Annotated in this window: 15 protein-coding genes; 7 read left to right on the top strand and 8 right to left on the bottom strand. The window is 64.8% G+C overall.

Annotated elements, in window-relative coordinates; all coding sequences use genetic code 11:
• The first annotated feature begins 1 nt into the window (after position 1).
• The 3 genes from I4X03_RS05665 to I4X03_RS05655 all read left to right on the top strand — a co-directional run bounded on the left by I4X03_RS05665 (position 2) and on the right by I4X03_RS05655 (position 2635).
• Complete coding sequence (locus I4X03_RS05665) at positions 2-247, top strand: hypothetical protein (RefSeq protein WP_223466966.1); 246 nt, start codon at positions 2-4, stop codon at positions 245-247.
• A gap of 73 nt (positions 248-320) precedes the next feature.
• Positions 321-1493, top strand: a complete 1173-nt coding sequence (locus I4X03_RS05660) for a tetratricopeptide repeat protein (RefSeq protein WP_223466964.1) — start codon at positions 321-323, stop codon at positions 1491-1493.
• Positions 1490-2635: a HupE/UreJ family protein gene (locus I4X03_RS05655; protein WP_223466962.1), complete on the top strand. Its 1146-nt coding sequence runs from the start codon at positions 1490-1492 to the stop codon at positions 2633-2635. Before I4X03_RS05660 ends, I4X03_RS05655 begins: the two co-directional genes overlap by 4 nt.
• Before the next feature lie 95 nt (positions 2636-2730).
• Here I4X03_RS05655 and I4X03_RS05650 read toward each other — a convergent pair whose 3' ends face one another.
• The 5 genes from I4X03_RS05650 to I4X03_RS05630 form a co-directional block, all read right to left on the bottom strand.
• On the bottom strand, positions 2731-3432 hold the full coding sequence (locus tag I4X03_RS05650) for an anti-sigma factor (protein ID WP_223466960.1): 702 nt from the start codon (positions 3430-3432) through the stop codon (positions 2731-2733).
• Entirely contained in the window at positions 3429-4016 is a 588-nt protein-coding gene (locus I4X03_RS05645; RefSeq protein ID WP_223466957.1) for a sigma-70 family RNA polymerase sigma factor, read from the bottom strand. The genes I4X03_RS05650 and I4X03_RS05645 overlap by 4 nt, the downstream gene beginning before the upstream one ends.
• 237 nt (positions 4017-4253) lie before the next feature.
• Positions 4254-4844: a type 1 glutamine amidotransferase domain-containing protein gene (locus tag I4X03_RS05640; RefSeq protein WP_223466955.1), complete on the bottom strand. Its 591-nt coding sequence runs from the start codon at positions 4842-4844 to the stop codon at positions 4254-4256.
• Between the two features lie 209 nt (positions 4845-5053).
• Positions 5054-5362, bottom strand: coding sequence for a chaperone modulator CbpM (locus I4X03_RS05635; protein ID WP_223466946.1), 309 nt, complete (start codon positions 5360-5362; stop codon positions 5054-5056).
• Between the two features lie 3 nt (positions 5363-5365).
• Positions 5366-6298 (bottom strand): DnaJ C-terminal domain-containing protein, encoded by a 933-nt coding sequence (locus I4X03_RS05630; protein WP_223466944.1) that lies wholly within the window; start codon positions 6296-6298, stop codon positions 5366-5368.
• 127 nt (positions 6299-6425) lie between these two features.
• Here I4X03_RS05630 and I4X03_RS05625 point away from each other — a divergent pair, with 127 nt between their 5' ends.
• The 3 genes from I4X03_RS05625 (at position 6426) to I4X03_RS05615 (ending at position 11099) form a co-directional block, all read left to right on the top strand.
• Positions 6426-7328: a cytochrome c gene (locus I4X03_RS05625; RefSeq protein ID WP_223466936.1), complete on the top strand. Its 903-nt coding sequence runs from the start codon at positions 6426-6428 to the stop codon at positions 7326-7328.
• Positions 7329-7391: 63 nt separating this feature from the next.
• The gene (locus tag I4X03_RS05620; protein WP_223466934.1) at positions 7392-8789 is read left to right on the top strand and encodes an MATE family efflux transporter; all 1398 of its coding nucleotides are present in this window, start codon (positions 7392-7394) and stop codon (positions 8787-8789) included.
• Positions 8790-8882: 93 nt separating this feature from the next.
• Positions 8883-11099 (top strand): S9 family peptidase, encoded by a 2217-nt coding sequence (locus I4X03_RS05615; RefSeq protein WP_223466932.1) that lies wholly within the window; start codon positions 8883-8885, stop codon positions 11097-11099.
• A 66-nt stretch (positions 11100-11165) separates the two neighbouring features.
• Here I4X03_RS05615 and I4X03_RS05610 read toward each other — a convergent pair whose 3' ends face one another.
• From I4X03_RS05610 to I4X03_RS05600, 3 genes are all read right to left on the bottom strand, one after another.
• Positions 11166-11345, bottom strand: coding sequence for a CsbD family protein (locus I4X03_RS05610; protein WP_223466930.1), 180 nt, complete (start codon positions 11343-11345; stop codon positions 11166-11168).
• Positions 11346-11439: 94 nt separating this feature from the next.
• Positions 11440-12063 carry a class I SAM-dependent methyltransferase gene (locus I4X03_RS05605; RefSeq protein ID WP_223466928.1) on the bottom strand — a complete coding sequence of 208 codons (624 nt, stop codon included), beginning with the start codon at positions 12061-12063 and terminating at the stop codon, positions 11440-11442.
• Positions 12064-12123: 60 nt separating this feature from the next.
• Positions 12124-12309, bottom strand: coding sequence for a CsbD family protein (locus tag I4X03_RS05600; RefSeq protein ID WP_223466925.1), 186 nt, complete (start codon positions 12307-12309; stop codon positions 12124-12126).
• Between the two features lie 259 nt (positions 12310-12568).
• Here I4X03_RS05600 and I4X03_RS05595 point away from each other — a divergent pair, with 259 nt between their 5' ends.
• A complete protein-coding gene (locus I4X03_RS05595) occupies positions 12569-15052 on the top strand; it encodes a M4 family metallopeptidase (RefSeq protein WP_223467578.1) in 2484 nt (827 codons plus the stop codon).
• Positions 15053-15066: the final 14 nt, after the last annotated feature.

Genomic DNA, 15066 nt, shown 5'->3' with positions numbered 1-15066 from the left:
CATGAAGAAGCTTCTACTCATTGCCGCCATCGCCGCCACGCTAAGCGCGTGCGGCGGCAGCAGCTACTCGGAGAGTTCGCCTCCGCCTGCGCCAACGCCAACGCCGACGCCACCGCCGATGTCGATGGTCGACGCGTTCTTCGCCGCAGTCCAGGCGCTGGTCGCCTCTGCTCCGGAGGACACCGAGCCGGTATCGATTGACGCAGTCGCAGTTACCGCGCCCGAGAATACCGAGCCGGTGCAGTAAGCAGTCAGGCCGGGCCATGCACGACGCATGGCCCGGCTTTTTTCATTCATCGTCAATGTCGATTTCGCTTCCCATGAAACTACTCCTGCTTCTCGCGCTATGCCTGTCCGCGCTGGCTGCCCACGCGGCGCCGTACCTGCCCTCGTCCGGATCGCAGGTCATCGAGACCCTGCCGCGCCGCGCAGACCCAGTACAACAAGACATCGAGCGGCTGCGCAAGCAAGTTCGCTCATCCCCGAACGACGTCAGGCTCGCGACAACGCTCGCACGGCGCTACATCGATATCGGCCGCGCGGAAACCGATCCACGCTACTTCGGCTATGCACAAGCGGCGCTCGCGCCATGGTGGAATGCCAAAGCCCCTCCGCATGAAGTGCGCCTGCTGCGCGCCACGTTGATGCAATCGACCCACCACTTCCAGGAAGCGATGGACGACCTCGACGCCATCACAGCCGCCGACCCGGGCAATGCCCAGGCATGGCTGACGCGCGCGACAGTGCAGACCGTACGCGGCGACTTCGATGGCGCCACGGCAAGCTGCGCGCGGCTGTCGTCGATCGCCTCGCAGCTGGCCAGCTTCACATGCGTGGGCAATGTCGCCGGCGTCACCGGCCGACTCGCCGCGAGCGAACAACTGCTGGCGCAAACGCTGGCCCGCAACAGCGACGCGCCGCGCGAAGAACAAGCCTGGGTACTGACCCTGCTGGCCGAGATGGCAACCCGCCGCGGCGACCCCGCAAGCGCCGAAGCGCGCTTCCGCAGCGCGTTGGCGATCAGTCCGCGCGACAGCTATCTGTTAGGCGCCTACGCCGACTTCCTGCTCGACCAGAAGCGTCCGCGCGAAGCGGCGGACCTGCTGCGCGATCACCAGCGCATCGACGCCCTGCTGCTGCGCTATGCGCTGGCACTGCAGCCGCAAGCGGCGCGCAAGGCTGACTATGACGCGGCGGTAAAGGAGCTCGACGCCCGCTTCGGCGCGGCCATGCAGCGCGGCGACAGCGTCCACCAGCGCGAGCAGGCGCGCTACACGCTGTTTCTGAAACGTGACGCGAAGACGGCCCTCGTCCTCGCGCAGCAGAACTGGCTGGTGCAAAAAGAACCCGCCGACACCCGGCTGGTGCTCGAAGCTGCGCTGGCGCAAGGCAATCGCGAAGCCGCCGAACCGGTGATGCGGTGGATCGAGAAGCACCGGCTTGAAGACGTGGCCATCGGCGCGCTGATGCAGCGCCTGAGGGTGCCGGCATGATCGGCCGCGTGCTTGCCATCCTGGCCCTGCTGCTCGGCGCCGTGCTGCCCGCCTCGGCGCACAAACCCAGCGACAGTTACCTGACCCTGGCAGTGGAAGGCGAGACGGTGCGCGGCCAGTGGGACATCGCCCTGCGCGACCTGGAGTTTGCCATCGGCGTCGATGGCAATGGCGACGGCCAGCTGACCTGGGACGAAATCCGCGCGCAGCACCAGGCGATTGCGGCGTATGCGCTGGCACGGCTGACGATTGCGGGCTGCCCCGTCACTGCTGGCGAACAGCTGATCGACAACCATACCGACGGCGCGTACACGGTGCTGCGCTTCACGGCAGCGTGCAGCGCAGCGCCAAAGCAGCTGGCGATCGGCTACCGGCTGTTTGCCGATACCGATCCGCAGCACAAAGGCCTGCTGAAGATCACTGCCAACGGCGCGACCCGGACCGCGATTTTCGGTGTCGACAAGCCGGAGCAAACGTTCGTGCTTTCCGGCGCGTCAAGCCGCATCGGCGAGTTTTTCGACTATGTGAAGCATGGGGTGTGGCATATCTGGATTGGCTTCGACCATATCCTGTTCCTGCTGTCGCTGCTTCTCCCGGCGGTGCTGGTATGGCGCGGCGCGCGCTGGGAAAAGGCGCCCGACTTCCGCAGCGCCGCCATCGATGTACTGAAGATCATCAGCGCGTTCACGCTGGCGCACTCAGTGACGCTGAGCATGGCCGCGCTGGGACTGGTATCGCTGCCTTCGCGCTGGGTGGAGAGCGCGATAGCGGCGTCGGTGGTGATTGCCGCGCTCAACAACGTGGTGCCGATCGTGCACGGGAAGCGCTGGATTGCCGCGTTTGTGTTCGGGTTGATTCACGGGTTCGGATTTGCCAGCGTGCTGGCCGACCTGGGGCTGCCGCAAGGTTCGCTGGCGTTGGCGCTGATCGGATTCAATGCCGGTGTCGAGCTGGGACAGTTGGCGATTGTGGCCGTGTTCCTGCCGCTGGCGTTTGCGGCCAGGGATAGCTGGTTCTACCGGAGGATGGTGCTGGTTGGCGGATCGGCGGCGATTGCGCTGCTGGCGGCGGTGTGGCTCGGTGAACGCGCGCTCGATGTTGAATTGATGGCGCACCTGCCGGCCGCCTTCACGTTCGGCTAAACGTCGATTCGGCGGATGCGCTTCCGCTTATCCGCCCTACCGGTATCGATTACGGAGGGCGGATAGGCGTGGCTGCTGCCGAATCGGTCGAGCCGCTACATTCTCACCCATGCGCCCTTGTACAACACCGGACCGGTCGGCCCGTTTGGATCCTTCGATCCGCCGGTCGGCTCCAGGCTGATCGCCAGCATCACCACGTCGCCGCCGATCGCGCGGTCGGTGAGCGCCAGTTCCACGGTCTTATCCTTGGATACCAGGCCAAGCGAGCGCGGTGCACCCTGCTTCGGAATCGCCCACAGCTCCAGCACCTTGTCGCTTGCCACAGCAACGTTGTCCATCACGCGCACGGCGATGGTCTTGCGGCGGGTGTCGGCTGTGACCAGCAAGGCAGTCTGCGATTGCGCATCGGTGAGCGTCGCCACATGGTCAATCGCCGGCGCGTCAAGCGTCCTGGTTGCCAGCACCACCACCAGCACCGCGGCCAGGGCGCTGGACGCGAGGCCCAGCGAGCGCCAGAAGCCAACTGCTTCAGCGCCCCACAACTGCCAGGCGCTGCGCTCCGTCTTCAGGTTCAGGCGCCGCTCGATTCCGGTCCACACCTGGGCACGCGGCTTGACCGCGCCGGAGAATTCAGCCATCGGCATCAAGCGGTCCTGCCACTCCGCCGTGGTGCGGCGCAGTGCCGCGTCGTTGTGCATCCATCCTTCGAAACGGCGGCGCGCGTGGCCCTTCAATGTGCCGAGCACGTACTCCGCGGCGAGCTTCTCGCGTAACGGCAGGTTGTCGCGGATGTTCATGCTTGCTCCCGTTTCGCCAGGCAGGTCTTCAGGCGCTCGAGGCTGCGGCGAATCCAGGTTTTGACTGTGCCCAGCGGCACTGCCATCTTCTGTGCGACTTCGCTGTGCGAGAGGTCGTGGAAGAAGGCCATGCCGACGACCTGGCGATGCTGCCCTTCCAGCGTGGACATGCAGTAGGCCAGCGCGCGCGCGTCGCTGCTGATCTGCAGCGCCTCAATCGGCGTCGCAGCCGGGTCGCGGAAGGCGTTGAGCACTTCGCTGTCGAATTGCGCGGCGTCGATCTCGACCGCGTCGTCGGTACGTCTTACGATATCCAGGGCTTTATTGCGCACGATAGTCGCCATCCAGGTCATTGGCGCGGCCAGCTGCGCATTATAGTTGCCGGCGTTGTTCCAGATCGAGACGAATGCTTCTTGCATCGCCTCTTCCGCCAGCTCCCTCTTACGTAATATACGTAGCGCAAAGCCAAACAGTTTCGGCGACGTCGCTTCGTACATCAAACGGAAGGATTTGGCGTCGCGGCGGGCGGCGGCGAGCAGCCAGGTGCGCAGTTGTTGCGGATCGAGATTGGAGTCAGTGGACACTGCAAGCCTTGTAAAATTTTTAGACGGTACGGCTGTGCAGCAAGGCTATCGGCTTCGGAATATGATTGCAAGTAATCAATTATCTAAAGACACAATTTAAATTAGACAATCGATACGAATGATGCGCCCGTATTAATTTTTCGGTCAGCTGGGGCTGTTGACGCGCCTGCCTGGCCAGTGCGCGCGCCAAACTGGCCGTGCGGTACGCAAGGCCAGCGTGTCGCCGTCATCGGCTGCTTACGACGAGGGCCCCATGTCGGCCACTTGCGCGTCAATGCGCAGCTCCCTGAACAGCGCGTCATTGAAGGCGGGAATGTCGGCCGGCGTGCGGCTGGTGATCAGCCTGGCGTCGATCACGACTTCAACGTCGCTCCACTCGGCGCCCGCGTCGATCAGTTCATCTTTGCTTTCCGGCCAGCTGGTCAGGTGGGCGCCCTCGGCGATGCCGGCGTCGATCAGCGCCAGCGGAGCGTGGCAGATTGCCGCGATCGGCTTGTCTTCCAGCGCGAACGCGCGGATGAAATCGATGGCTGCAATGCTTTGGCGCAGCTTCCGCGGGTTCTCTTCGCCCCCGGGCAGCAACAGGGCGTCGTAGTCGCCAGGCTTGGCGTCGCTGACATTCATGTCCACCGTGAAGGTGTCGCCGTCGGCGTCGTGGTTTTTGCCTTGCACAACGTCGCCTTTGCTTTTTGGCGAGATCAGGGTGACGACCGCGCCGTTCTTCTCGAGAAACTCGCGCGGCTGCGTGTATTCCACTTGCTCTACCCCGTCCGTCATCAGCACGGCGACGCGTTTGCCTTTCAGCGCGTTTCCTATGTTCGTTTGCATCATTTTTCCTTTTTGCTAGTCTTGTTGTCTTGATATTGAAGTGTAAGGTTCATCCGGCAACCGCGTCGCCCGGATGAATGCCCGCCACGCAAGCAGCTGAGTTGTTGTGCATCAAGCCCCGGAATAGCGCCAGTAGCATAGTCCGTACATCAGCCCGGTTCGAGGGAGGTTGCATGTCGCATGGTCGCCACTGGATGCCGCAGGGGTGCTTATCGGGCGCCCAGCACGGCGAGCCGCGCCCGCAGGCGGCGGATTTCGTCGCCCAGGTCAACCACCAGCGCCGCGAGGTCTTCGTTGGCGTCGAAGTCTTGTTCGATCCGCAGCAGGCGCCGTGCTCGCCCGAGTTCGCTGCCGCCGAAGCGCCACTGGGTCAGTTCGACTTCCACGTTATCGCCCAGCACACCTGCGCGCACATGCTGGATGACCCAGTCCGGTTCGACGCCGCAGGCATGGGCAAGTTCCTCCAGCGTCAGCGCAGTTTCATCCAGCAATTGGGCGGCAATGGAATCGCTGCGCATGGTTCACACTCCGATGCCGGCGCGCGGATTGAATGCCAGTTCGCGCGCCATTTTTTGGTAGAACTCGCGCGCCCGTTCGTCCCTTGCAGGCGGCAGCACGAGGTCGAGGATCAGGTACAGGTCGCCGGGCGGGTGACCGGGAATGCCGCGCGCGCGCAGGCGCAGCTTGCGCCCGGATTGCGAACCGGCCGGCACGCTCACTTGCACCGGTCCGGAAGGCGTCGGCACATCGATCTGCGCGCCGAGCGCCGCTTCCCACGGCGCCACGGGAACATTTTCATACACATCGCGCCCTTCTACGCGGTAGCGCGCGTCGGGCTGCAACTGGATCTCCAGGAACAAGTCGCCGGCCGCACCGCCGTTGACGCCGGGGTGCCCCTGGCCGGCCAGCCGCAATTGCTGCCCGGGAACAATTCCTTTCGGCACATCGACGCTGAGCGAGCGCTCGCGCGTCACGACCCGGCCGCTGGCGTCGCGCTCGGGTGCGCGCAACGTGATGGTGCGGGTGGCGCCATGGTAGGCGTCGTGCAGCGGAACGGTGATGCCTGCGTGGATATCGTCGCCGCGCATCTTGAACTGCGCGCCGCCGCCGCGCGCGCCGGCGCGCCGGCCGGCGTGGGCGAACAGGTCGGAGAAGAAGTCGTCGGCGCTGCCGCCGCCGGCGCCGAAATCATAGCTGGAGCCCCAGTCCGGCGGTGGCTGGAACGGCTGGCCGGGGCGCTGGCCGCGACCGAGCTCATCGTAGGCCGCGCGCTTTTCGGCGTCGCCCAGCACATCGTAGGCTTCGTTGATTTCCTTGGTTTTTTTCTCGGCGTCGCTCGCCTTGCTGATATCGGGATGGTGCTTGCGCACCAGTTTACGGTACGCCTTTTTGATGTCATCGGCGGATGCGCTTTTTTCGACTCCAAGCGTCTGGTAGTAGTCCTTGTATTCCACGGTCGGCACTCCGGAATCGGTTTGAACAATCGTACAGCGCAGCCGCGTCCGGAGGCGCACGTTTCCGCGCTGTTTTCTTTCCGTTCGTCACGCATTATCAGCGGCCAGCAACACGAAGAGGCATAGCATGAAAACCTGGATCAAGTCGGTTGCCGCGGCCATTGCCGCACTGGTGCTGCTGGGCGTTGCCGGGCTGGTGCTCGGCGTGGTGCTCGGCGAGCGCAAGATGGCGCGTCTCATCACCGTTCCGGTGTCGAAGGTCGATTTGCGCACCGACGCCGCGCACCTTGAAAATGGCCGCTACCTGTTTTCAACCCGCGGCTGCGCCGACTGCCATGGCGCCAACGGCGCCGGCAAGGAGGTCGTCGCTGAAGCCGGCACCCTGGTCATCTCGCCCAACATCACGCGCGGCGCAGGCAGCGCCACCGCGCACTACGCGACGATCGACTGGGTGCGCACCCTGCGCCACGGCGTCAAGCCGGACGGCACGCCGGTGATGGTCATGCCCAGCGAAGACTACAACCGCCTCACCGACGACGACACCTCCGCCATCATCAGCTACGCCCGGCAGCTGCCGCCGGTGGATGGCCAAGGCGCGGTGATCGAACTGCCGTGGCTCTACAAGGTGCAGTACGGCTTCGGCATGATCCGCGACGCCGCCGAGAAGATCGACCATGCCTTGGCACCGGCGACCCCGCACGTGGTGGCCGCCAGCGTGGTGCACGGCGCCTACGTGGCCAACAGCTGCATCAGCTGCCATGGCGCCAACCTCAGTGGGGGCAAGATCCCCGGCTCGCCGCCCGACTGGCCGCACGCGGCCAACCTCACGCCAGGCAAAGGCAGCGTGATGCCGCGCTACGCGACGGCGGACGCGTTCAAGGCGATGCTGCGTAGCGGACGGCGGCCCGATGGCAGCGCGGTGAGCCCGATCATGCCGTTCGCGTCGCTGGGCGAGATGACCGACGTCGACGTCGACGCGCTGCACGCCTACTTGTCCTCGCTGCCGCCGCGCGCCGCCGGCCAGCAATGAGTTCACCGCCCGCGGCGCGGGCAAAGCCGTTAGAATCGACGGTTTCGCCTCCTCCGCGCAGCCATGCAAGCCAACACCGCCAGTCCCCGTCATTCCGCAAGATCCGAAGTCAAAGCCCTGTGGCAGCTGTCCTGGCCGATGCTGGTCGGCCAGCTGGCGACGGTCGGCATGGGTGTGGCGGACGTCGCGATGACGGGCCACGTCAGCGCCGGCGAACTGGCGGCCGTGTCGATCGGCACCTCGGTGTGGTCGATCCTGCTGGTGGCGGTGATCGGCACCATGATGTCGATGAACACCCTGGTGGCCCATGAAACCGGGGCCGGCCAGTTCGAGCGGATTCCGCACGTGGTGCGCCAGGGCCTGTGGAAAGGGTTCGGCGTCGGCGTCGTCGCCATGTTGCTGACCAACCTGGCGACGCTGCTGTTCTACCATATCGGGCTCGATCGGGCGGTCGCCGACCGCGCCGCGCTGTTCGTCCATGTCATCAGCCTCGGAATGCCGGCCTTTGGCTGCTACCGCGCGCTGTACGGCTACACCACCAGTCTCAACGCCACCAAGCCGGTGATGGTGATCGCCATCCTCGGGCTGCTGTTCAACGTCTTCGTCAACTGGCTGCTGGTGTTCGGCAACTGGGGCATGCCCCGGCTGGGCGGCATCGGCTGCGCGGTGGCCACGGCCACCGGCATGTGGCTGATGCTGGCCGCGATGATCGCCTGGATCCGCGTGGCCCCGGTCTACCGCGCCACCTACCCGTTCACCCACTGGGAATGGCCGCACCTGCCGGAGATCGCCAGCATGCTGCGCCTGGGCGTACCGATCGGGATCACCTACTTTGCCGAAGCCAGCGCGTTCGGCGCCATCAGCCTGCTGGTCGCGCGCTTCGGCGTGGTGCAGGTGTCGGCGCACCAGATCGCGCTGAACTTCTCGGCGCTGGTATTCATGGTGCCCCTCAGTTTCGGCATCGGCATGATCACACGGGTCGGCCAGGCGCTGGGCCAAGGCGACCCGGCGCGCGCGCGCTTCGCGTCGTGGATCGGCGTGGCGATGTCGGTCGCATTCGGCGTGCTGTCGGCCGCCTTCATCGCCCTGTTCCGCTGGGAGATCGCGCGCGCCTACACCTCCGATCTCGCGGTGCAGGCGATGTGCGCCGAGCTGCTGCTGTTTGCCGCGCTGTTCCAGCTGTCCGACGCCACCCAGGTGGCCACCGCCAGCGCGCTGCGCGGCTACCGCGTCACGCGCCAGCCGATGCAGATCCAGCTGCTGGCGTTCTGGGGCTTCTCGCTGCCGGTCGGCTACCTGCTGGGACGCGCACCGTCGTGGTTCCCCTGGGCGCCGGCCGCGCCGATGGGCGCCAGCGGCTACTGGATCGGCCTGGTGCTGGGACTGACCATCGCCGCGGCGCTGCTTACATGGTCGCTGCAGCACCTGTCGCGCGAGCGCGTGCTGCAGTCGCGAAGCTGAAATAAGCAGGGGGTATTTACAGCGTTTTGGCAGCGACTCTGGTATCGTCTCGCAGTTGTTCCGATCCAATTAATCAATACTTCGAGACCATCCATGCGTTTTCTACTCCCCTTGTTAGCCGCACTGTCGTGCGTTCCCGCATCCGCGGAACGCCTGACGCTGGACCGCATCCACGCCGACCCGGCGCTGGCGGGACCTGGCGTGCGCAACCTGCGCGTATCGCCCGATGGCGCCCGCGTGACCTTCCTGCGCGGCCGTCCCGACAACCAGTTCCAGCTCGACCTCTGGGAATACAACATGAAGGACAAGACCACCAAGCGGCTGGTCGACTCCAAAGTGCTGGTGCCGAACGAGACCCTGTCGCCTGAAGAAAAAGCGCGCCGCGAACGCGCGCGCACCGCGAGCCTGAACGGCATCATCAGCTACAGCTGGTCGCCCGACGGCAAGCAGCTGCTGGTGCCGATCGCCGGCAACCTGTACCTGGTCGACGCGAACAAGCCGGAAGCGGCGCGCAAGGTCGCATCGGGCAATGTGGGTGATCCGAAGATTTCGCCGAAGGGCCGCTACCTGTCGTTCGTGCGCGACCAGAACCTGTTCGTGATCGACCTGGCCAGCGGCGCCGAGAAGCAGCTCACCAGCGACGGCAAGGGCACGATCCACAATGGCGAAGCCGAATTCATCGCGCAGGAAGAAATGGGCCAGCGCACCGGCTATTACTGGGCGCCGGACGATTCCGCGATCGCCTACAAGCGCTACGACGAAGCACCGGTGCCGGTGGTGCGCCGCTTCGAAATCTTCGCTGACCGCACCGAAGTCGTCGAGCAGCGCTACCCGGCCGCCGGCGACCCGAACGTGCTGGTCGATCTGATGATCGTCTCGCCCGTCACCGGCGAGCAGCGCAAGATCGACCTGGGCGCGGAGAAGGACATCTACCTGGTGCGCGCCGACTGGAGCAGCGACGCCAAACAGCTGGTATACCAGCGCCAGACGCGCGACCAGAAGCGCCTCGACCTGATCGCGGTCGACGCCGCCACCCTGGCGCAGCGCCCGCTGTTGACCGAAACCTCGCCAACCTGGACCACCATCCATGACGACCTGAAGTTCCTCAAGAAGCGCAAGGCGTTCATCTGGGCGTCGGAGCGTACCGGCCGCAATCACCTGTACCTGTACGACATGAACGGCAAGCTGCTGCATCCGATCTCGCGCGGCGAATGGGGTGTCGATAACATCCTGGCGGTCGACGAGAAATCGGGCCGCGTGTTCATCGCCTCGAACAAGGACGCGATCATCGACAAGCAGGTCTACGCCCTCAAGCTCGATGGCAGCAGCGCCGACAAGCCGGTGCGCATCACCAAGGCCGACGGCTGGCACGAAGCTTCGTTCGCCAACAACGGCGAGATCTTCGTCGACACGTTCTCCGACCCGGCGACCCCGCCGCAAGTGGCAATCCGCCGCGCCGATGGTTCGCTGGTTGAATGGCTCGAAAAAAATGAGCTCAATGACAGCCACCCGTACGGCAAATACAAGGCCGATCACCTGAAGACCGAATACGGCACGCTCACGGGGAACGGCGGCCATACGCTGCACTATTCGATCATCAAGCCAGCCGGCTTCGACGCGGGCAAGGGCCATCCGGTGTATCTGTCGACCTACGGCGGCCCGCACGCCCAGCACGTTGCGCGCAAGTGGGGCAATAACTTCGACCAGTACATGGCGCAGCAAGGCTTCGTGGTGTTCCGCCTCGATAACCGCGGCTCGTCGCGGCGCGAGCGCAGCTTCACCGATGCCATCTACGGCGGCCTGGGCAAGCATGAAGTGGAAGACCAGCTGACCGGTATCGAATGGCTCGGCAAGCAGAGCTTCGTCGATCCGAAGCGTGTCGGCGTATTCGGCTGGAGCTACGGCGGCTTCATGACGCTGCGCCTGCTGGCACAGGCATCGGACAAGATCGCCGCCGGCGTATCGGTCGCGCCGGTAACCGACTGGTCGCTGTACGACACCCACTACACCGAACAGTTCGTCGGCGCGACGCCAAAGTCGAATCCGGAGGCCTACAAGGACAGCGGCGTGTTCGCCCACCTCGACGGCATGAAGTCGCCGCTGCTGCTGGTGCACGGCATGGCCGACGATAACGTCCTGTTCAGCAACACCACGCAGCTGATCGACGCACTGGTCAACCGCGGCATCAAGTTCGACCTGATGACCTATCCTGGCGCCAAGCACGGCATCTCGTCGCGCCCGGGCCAGCGTCACGTGTACAGCACCATCGAAGCATTCTTCCGCCGCCACCTCGGCAGCGACGCGCGCTGATTTCCAGCCGCGCAACGGAAAAAGCCGCTTGGGAAAGCGGCTTTTTTTTGGCTGAAACTGAACGATTTAGTTCAGTGCATCCTTGATGACTTCTTTTGCATCGCCCACTTTTTCCTGGGTTTTGCCTTCGACCTGGTTCGCCAGGCCCTTTGCCTGCTGCTCTTGGCTACCGGTCAGCTTGCCGGTCTCTTCTTGGATTTTACCGCCGAGGTCTTTCAATGCGCCGTTGACTTGGTCTTTGTTCATGGTGAACTCCTTAAAGGTGCAAGGCCACATGGCCGATGCGATGAGTTCAGAATATCCGCTTGCATCGAACTCTTCTGTTCGCGCACGCACATTGCTAGCATTCGGCAGGTTTGCGCCAGACGCTGGCCAGCCACGGTTGCTGATCACGCGGCAGTCCTTCGGGACGGTAATAATGATGCAGTGGTGCGAACCCGGCCGCAGTGACGAAGCGCGCCCAGGAGTCGTAGTCATGGTAGCTGCCGTAGCGTTCGCCGTTCCAGCCTTCCTGGTTGTGGCCGCGCGGGTTCGATGAAAACAGCACCCCGCCCGGCTTGATGGCGTCGAACAGGCGCTTGAGTACGTGCGCCAGCGCCTGGCTCGGCACGTGGAACAGCACCGCATTGGCATAGATGCCGTCGAACATGCTTGCGGGCAGTTCAAGGTGCAGCAGGTTCTGGTGCCAGACTTCGCAGCCGCTGTAGTCGCGCGCCATCTCGACGAAGCGGCCGGCGCCGTCAAGCCCGATGGCGCGGTGCCCCATGCCCTTCAAGGTTTTCAGGTCGCGGCCTGGCCCGCACCCCAGGTCGAGAATCGTGTATGGCGCAGGTGCTTCGATGGCGCCGAGCAGCGCGGCGATGTTCTGGCTGACGTCGTGCCCGACGGTGCCATTGAAAAATTCCCGCGCATTGTCCTGGTAGTGCGCCAGCGTGCGCTGGGCGATGTCGTGTAGTTGGTCCATCAATGCATTTTACCCGCGCCGCGTGTGACCGCGGGCGGGTTGTCGCGATAAGCGGGAACGTTAACGGTTTCCGCGGTTGGTCTTGGCAGCTTCTTTCACGTCGCCAGCTTTTTGCTGGATATTGCCCTCGGCTTGATTCTTCATGCCTTTGAGCTGCTGCTCCGAGCTGCCGACAACATCGCCGACGTTCTTTTGAACCTTGCCCGCAACTTCCTTGGCCTTGCCTTTTACCTGGTCCTTGTTCATGTCGAGTACCTCGCTAAGTGAGTAAATCGTTGACGTCAGGGCCACATAACGCATGTGACCGGTACACGATAGAACCCTTATCGACGGGACTCTGTTCGATACCTAACAGATGACGCGAACAACCGCGGCGTTGCGCTGTCTGACTAACTCAGCATTTGTGAGCGAGGACGTCGATCCCGCCGTCCCGTATTTATTCATGTGGAGAAGAACAAAAATGGGCACATCGATCAGCAGGGGTTTGGGGGTAGTCGTGTTGGGCATGTTGGCCGCGGCGCAGGCGCAGGCGCAGCTTGCGGCGCAGCCGAAAGAGGTGGTGGCGCGGATTCGCGCCGACAGCAGCGAGCGGGTGGCGCGCGCGTCGCAAGCCCTGCAATCGTCGCGCAGCATCCTCGGCATCGGGGCCGATAGCGAGTTCGTGCCGATCCGTTCGGATGTCGATCCGTTCGGCATCACCCACGTGCGCTTCCAGCAGCGCTACCGCGGGCTGAAGGTCTGGGGCGGGCAACTGGTCAGCCATGTCGATGCCGGCAACCGCGTGCTGCCGTACTCGCTGTCGCTGCACCACTCGCCTGTGGTCGATGTGGCGCCACGCGTCTCCGAGGGCACCGCGATCCGCACCGCGGCCGCCAAGGCCGGCATCCAAGGCGGCTTCACCGTCGCGCCGCAGGCCGAACTGCTGGTCTACCCGGTCACCAGGCGCGCAATCGCCGCCCGCTACCGCGGCTCGCGCAACATCGACGCAACCATGATGGAGCGGCGCCTGGTGCGCAACGCACTGGCCTACCATGTGCACCTCGAGACGCGCAACCGGGTCGATGGCGACGTCTCGATGGAAGTCATCGTCGACGCCCATTCCGGCGAGGTCCTCGACAGCTGGCCGAGCCTGCAGACGGCGCACGCACGCGCCGACGGCGCCAGGTCGCAGTACAGCGGCACGGTCAGCATCAACGCCAACAGCACCATCGGCGGCTACGAGATGCGCGACATGCAGCGCGGCGCAGCCGGCCAGCCCGGCCGGCCGGAAGGCCAGTACGCCAACAACCTGGTGCTCGACTACGTCGCCGACACCCCGGCCGCCTCCCATGCGATGCGCGACGAGACCAATACCTGGGGCGATGGCGCCAACTATACGGCCGGATCGAGCAACCCGGATACCCAGCAAACGGCGGGCGTTGACGTCGCCTTCGGCATGCAGGCCAGCTGGGACTTCTACCGCAACGTCATCAACCGCAGCGGTATCGACGGCCTCCATGGCTGGGCCACCTTCGCCGTGGTCCACGACCCGCAGTCGCAATCGGGCGGCGCCAACGCCGCGTGGTATCCGTCGTGCTTCTGCATGCGCTATGGCGACGGCAGCCCGGAGTCCGGCATCCGCAACCTCACCTCGCTCGACATCGTCGCCCACGAGATGGCGCACGGCGTCAACCAGTTCGCCGGCGACCTGATGTATGCCGCCGAGCCGGGGGGCCTGAACGAAGCCAACTCCGACATCTTCGGCGCGATGGTGGAATTTTACGTGCGCGGCGGCGGCCTTGCGTCCGGCGCCGCAACGATTCCCCAGACCGGCGGCAACTGGACCATCCTCGACGAAGCGAGGGTCCCGAACTACCGCATCATGTACAAGCCGAGCCTGACCGGCGGCATCGACGAATGGACGCCGAAGCTGCACCAGGCCGGGCCGCACCGGGCCAGCGGTCCGATGAACCGCGCCTTTTATTTTCTGGCCAACGGCGCCGCGCTCTCCGGCTCGCGCTTCTCGCCCCACCTGCCGGACGGGATGACCGGCATCGGCAACGACAGCGCCTTCCGCATTTGGTACCGGGCGATGAACTACTACTTCACGATGATGAGCGACTACGTGGCAGCGCGCCAGGCCTTGATTACCGCCAGCCAGGACCTGTTCGGCCCGGGCTCGCCGCAAGAACAGGCGGTGTGGAATGCAATGCGGGCAATTAACGTCGGCCCGGCGTGGAGCGCGGGCGCCACGTGCGGACTGCTGGAATCGGGAAGGCAGCTGTCCAGCGGATCATCGGTCAGCTCGTGCGATGGCCGGTACGGGCTGGCGATGCAAGGTGACGGCAACCTGGCGCTATACCGCCACCCCGGCACCGCGGTCTGGAGCAGCGGCACCGGCGGCCACCATGGCGCCTACGCCGCGATGCAAGTGGACGGCAACCTGGTCGTGCAAAAGGCCGGGCTGCGCGCGCCGCAAGCGGTGCTGTGGCACGCCGGAACCTGGGAATATCCGGAATCGTCGCTGCAGGTCACCAACGACGGCAACCTGGTGGTGCGCACGGCAAATGGATTGCCGGTCTGGTACCGCACACCGCCGACCGGCGCGGCGACGGTCGCCACCAGTTCGGGCACCAACACCACCATCGATAGCGCCGACGCGCTGAACGCGCCAGCGACCGGCGCACTGGGACAAATGCGCTTCGGGACCGATCACTACTTCCGGATCCAGGTGGCGGCAGGCGCCAGCCTGACGCTCGACTTCGTCGGCAGCCGCCTGATTCGCTCGGACAGCTACGCGTCCGATTTCTGGGCTGTGGCCATCGTTAACGCCAGCGGCGCGCAACTGGCGCAGGCCAGCACCGACCCGTACAACACCAGGGCCACCACCAGCTACCGCAACACGTCGGGCAATCCAGTGACGCTGCTGGCCAAGGTCTCGCGCAATATTTTCTGGCCCGGCGGCGACCTCAACATCCACCGCTACGCGCTCGCGGTCCGGCACCACTGACGCGGGGCCGGCCA

It is taken from the genome of Massilia soli (assembly GCF_016809835.1).
Classification (GTDB): domain Bacteria; phylum Pseudomonadota; class Gammaproteobacteria; order Burkholderiales; family Burkholderiaceae_D; genus Telluria_A; species Telluria_A soli.
This window is presented reverse-complemented; position numbering and strand designations above follow the sequence as displayed.

Bases quoted from the DNA above. Each gene is read 5' to 3' on its own strand.
- I4X03_RS05615 (WP_223466932.1), top strand. From the start codon at position 8,883: ATGCGTTTTCTACTCCCCTTGTTAGCCGCACTGTCGTGCGTTCCCGCA.
- I4X03_RS05635 (WP_223466946.1), bottom strand. From the start codon at position 5,362: ATGCGCAGCGATTCCATTGCCGCCCAATTGCTGGATGAAACTGCGCTG.
- I4X03_RS05595 (WP_223467578.1), top strand. From the start codon at position 12,569: ATGTTGGCCGCGGCGCAGGCGCAGGCGCAGCTTGCGGCGCAGCCGAAA.
- I4X03_RS05655 (WP_223466962.1), top strand. From the start codon at position 1,490: ATGATCGGCCGCGTGCTTGCCATCCTGGCCCTGCTGCTCGGCGCCGTG.
- I4X03_RS05650 (WP_223466960.1), bottom strand. From the start codon at position 3,432: ATGAACATCCGCGACAACCTGCCGTTACGCGAGAAGCTCGCCGCGGAG.
- I4X03_RS05600 (WP_223466925.1), bottom strand. From the start codon at position 12,309: ATGAACAAGGACCAGGTAAAAGGCAAGGCCAAGGAAGTTGCGGGCAAG.
- I4X03_RS05660 (WP_223466964.1), top strand. From the start codon at position 321: ATGAAACTACTCCTGCTTCTCGCGCTATGCCTGTCCGCGCTGGCTGCC.
- I4X03_RS05640 (WP_223466955.1), bottom strand. From the start codon at position 4,844: ATGCAAACGAACATAGGAAACGCGCTGAAAGGCAAACGCGTCGCCGTG.
- I4X03_RS05625 (WP_223466936.1), top strand. From the start codon at position 6,426: ATGAAAACCTGGATCAAGTCGGTTGCCGCGGCCATTGCCGCACTGGTG.
- I4X03_RS05620 (WP_223466934.1), top strand. From the start codon at position 7,392: ATGCAAGCCAACACCGCCAGTCCCCGTCATTCCGCAAGATCCGAAGTC.
- I4X03_RS05605 (WP_223466928.1), bottom strand. From the start codon at position 12,063: ATGGACCAACTACACGACATCGCCCAGCGCACGCTGGCGCACTACCAG.
- I4X03_RS05610 (WP_223466930.1), bottom strand. From the start codon at position 11,345: ATGAACAAAGACCAAGTCAACGGCGCATTGAAAGACCTCGGCGGTAAA.
- I4X03_RS05665 (WP_223466966.1), top strand. From the start codon at position 2: ATGAAGAAGCTTCTACTCATTGCCGCCATCGCCGCCACGCTAAGCGCG.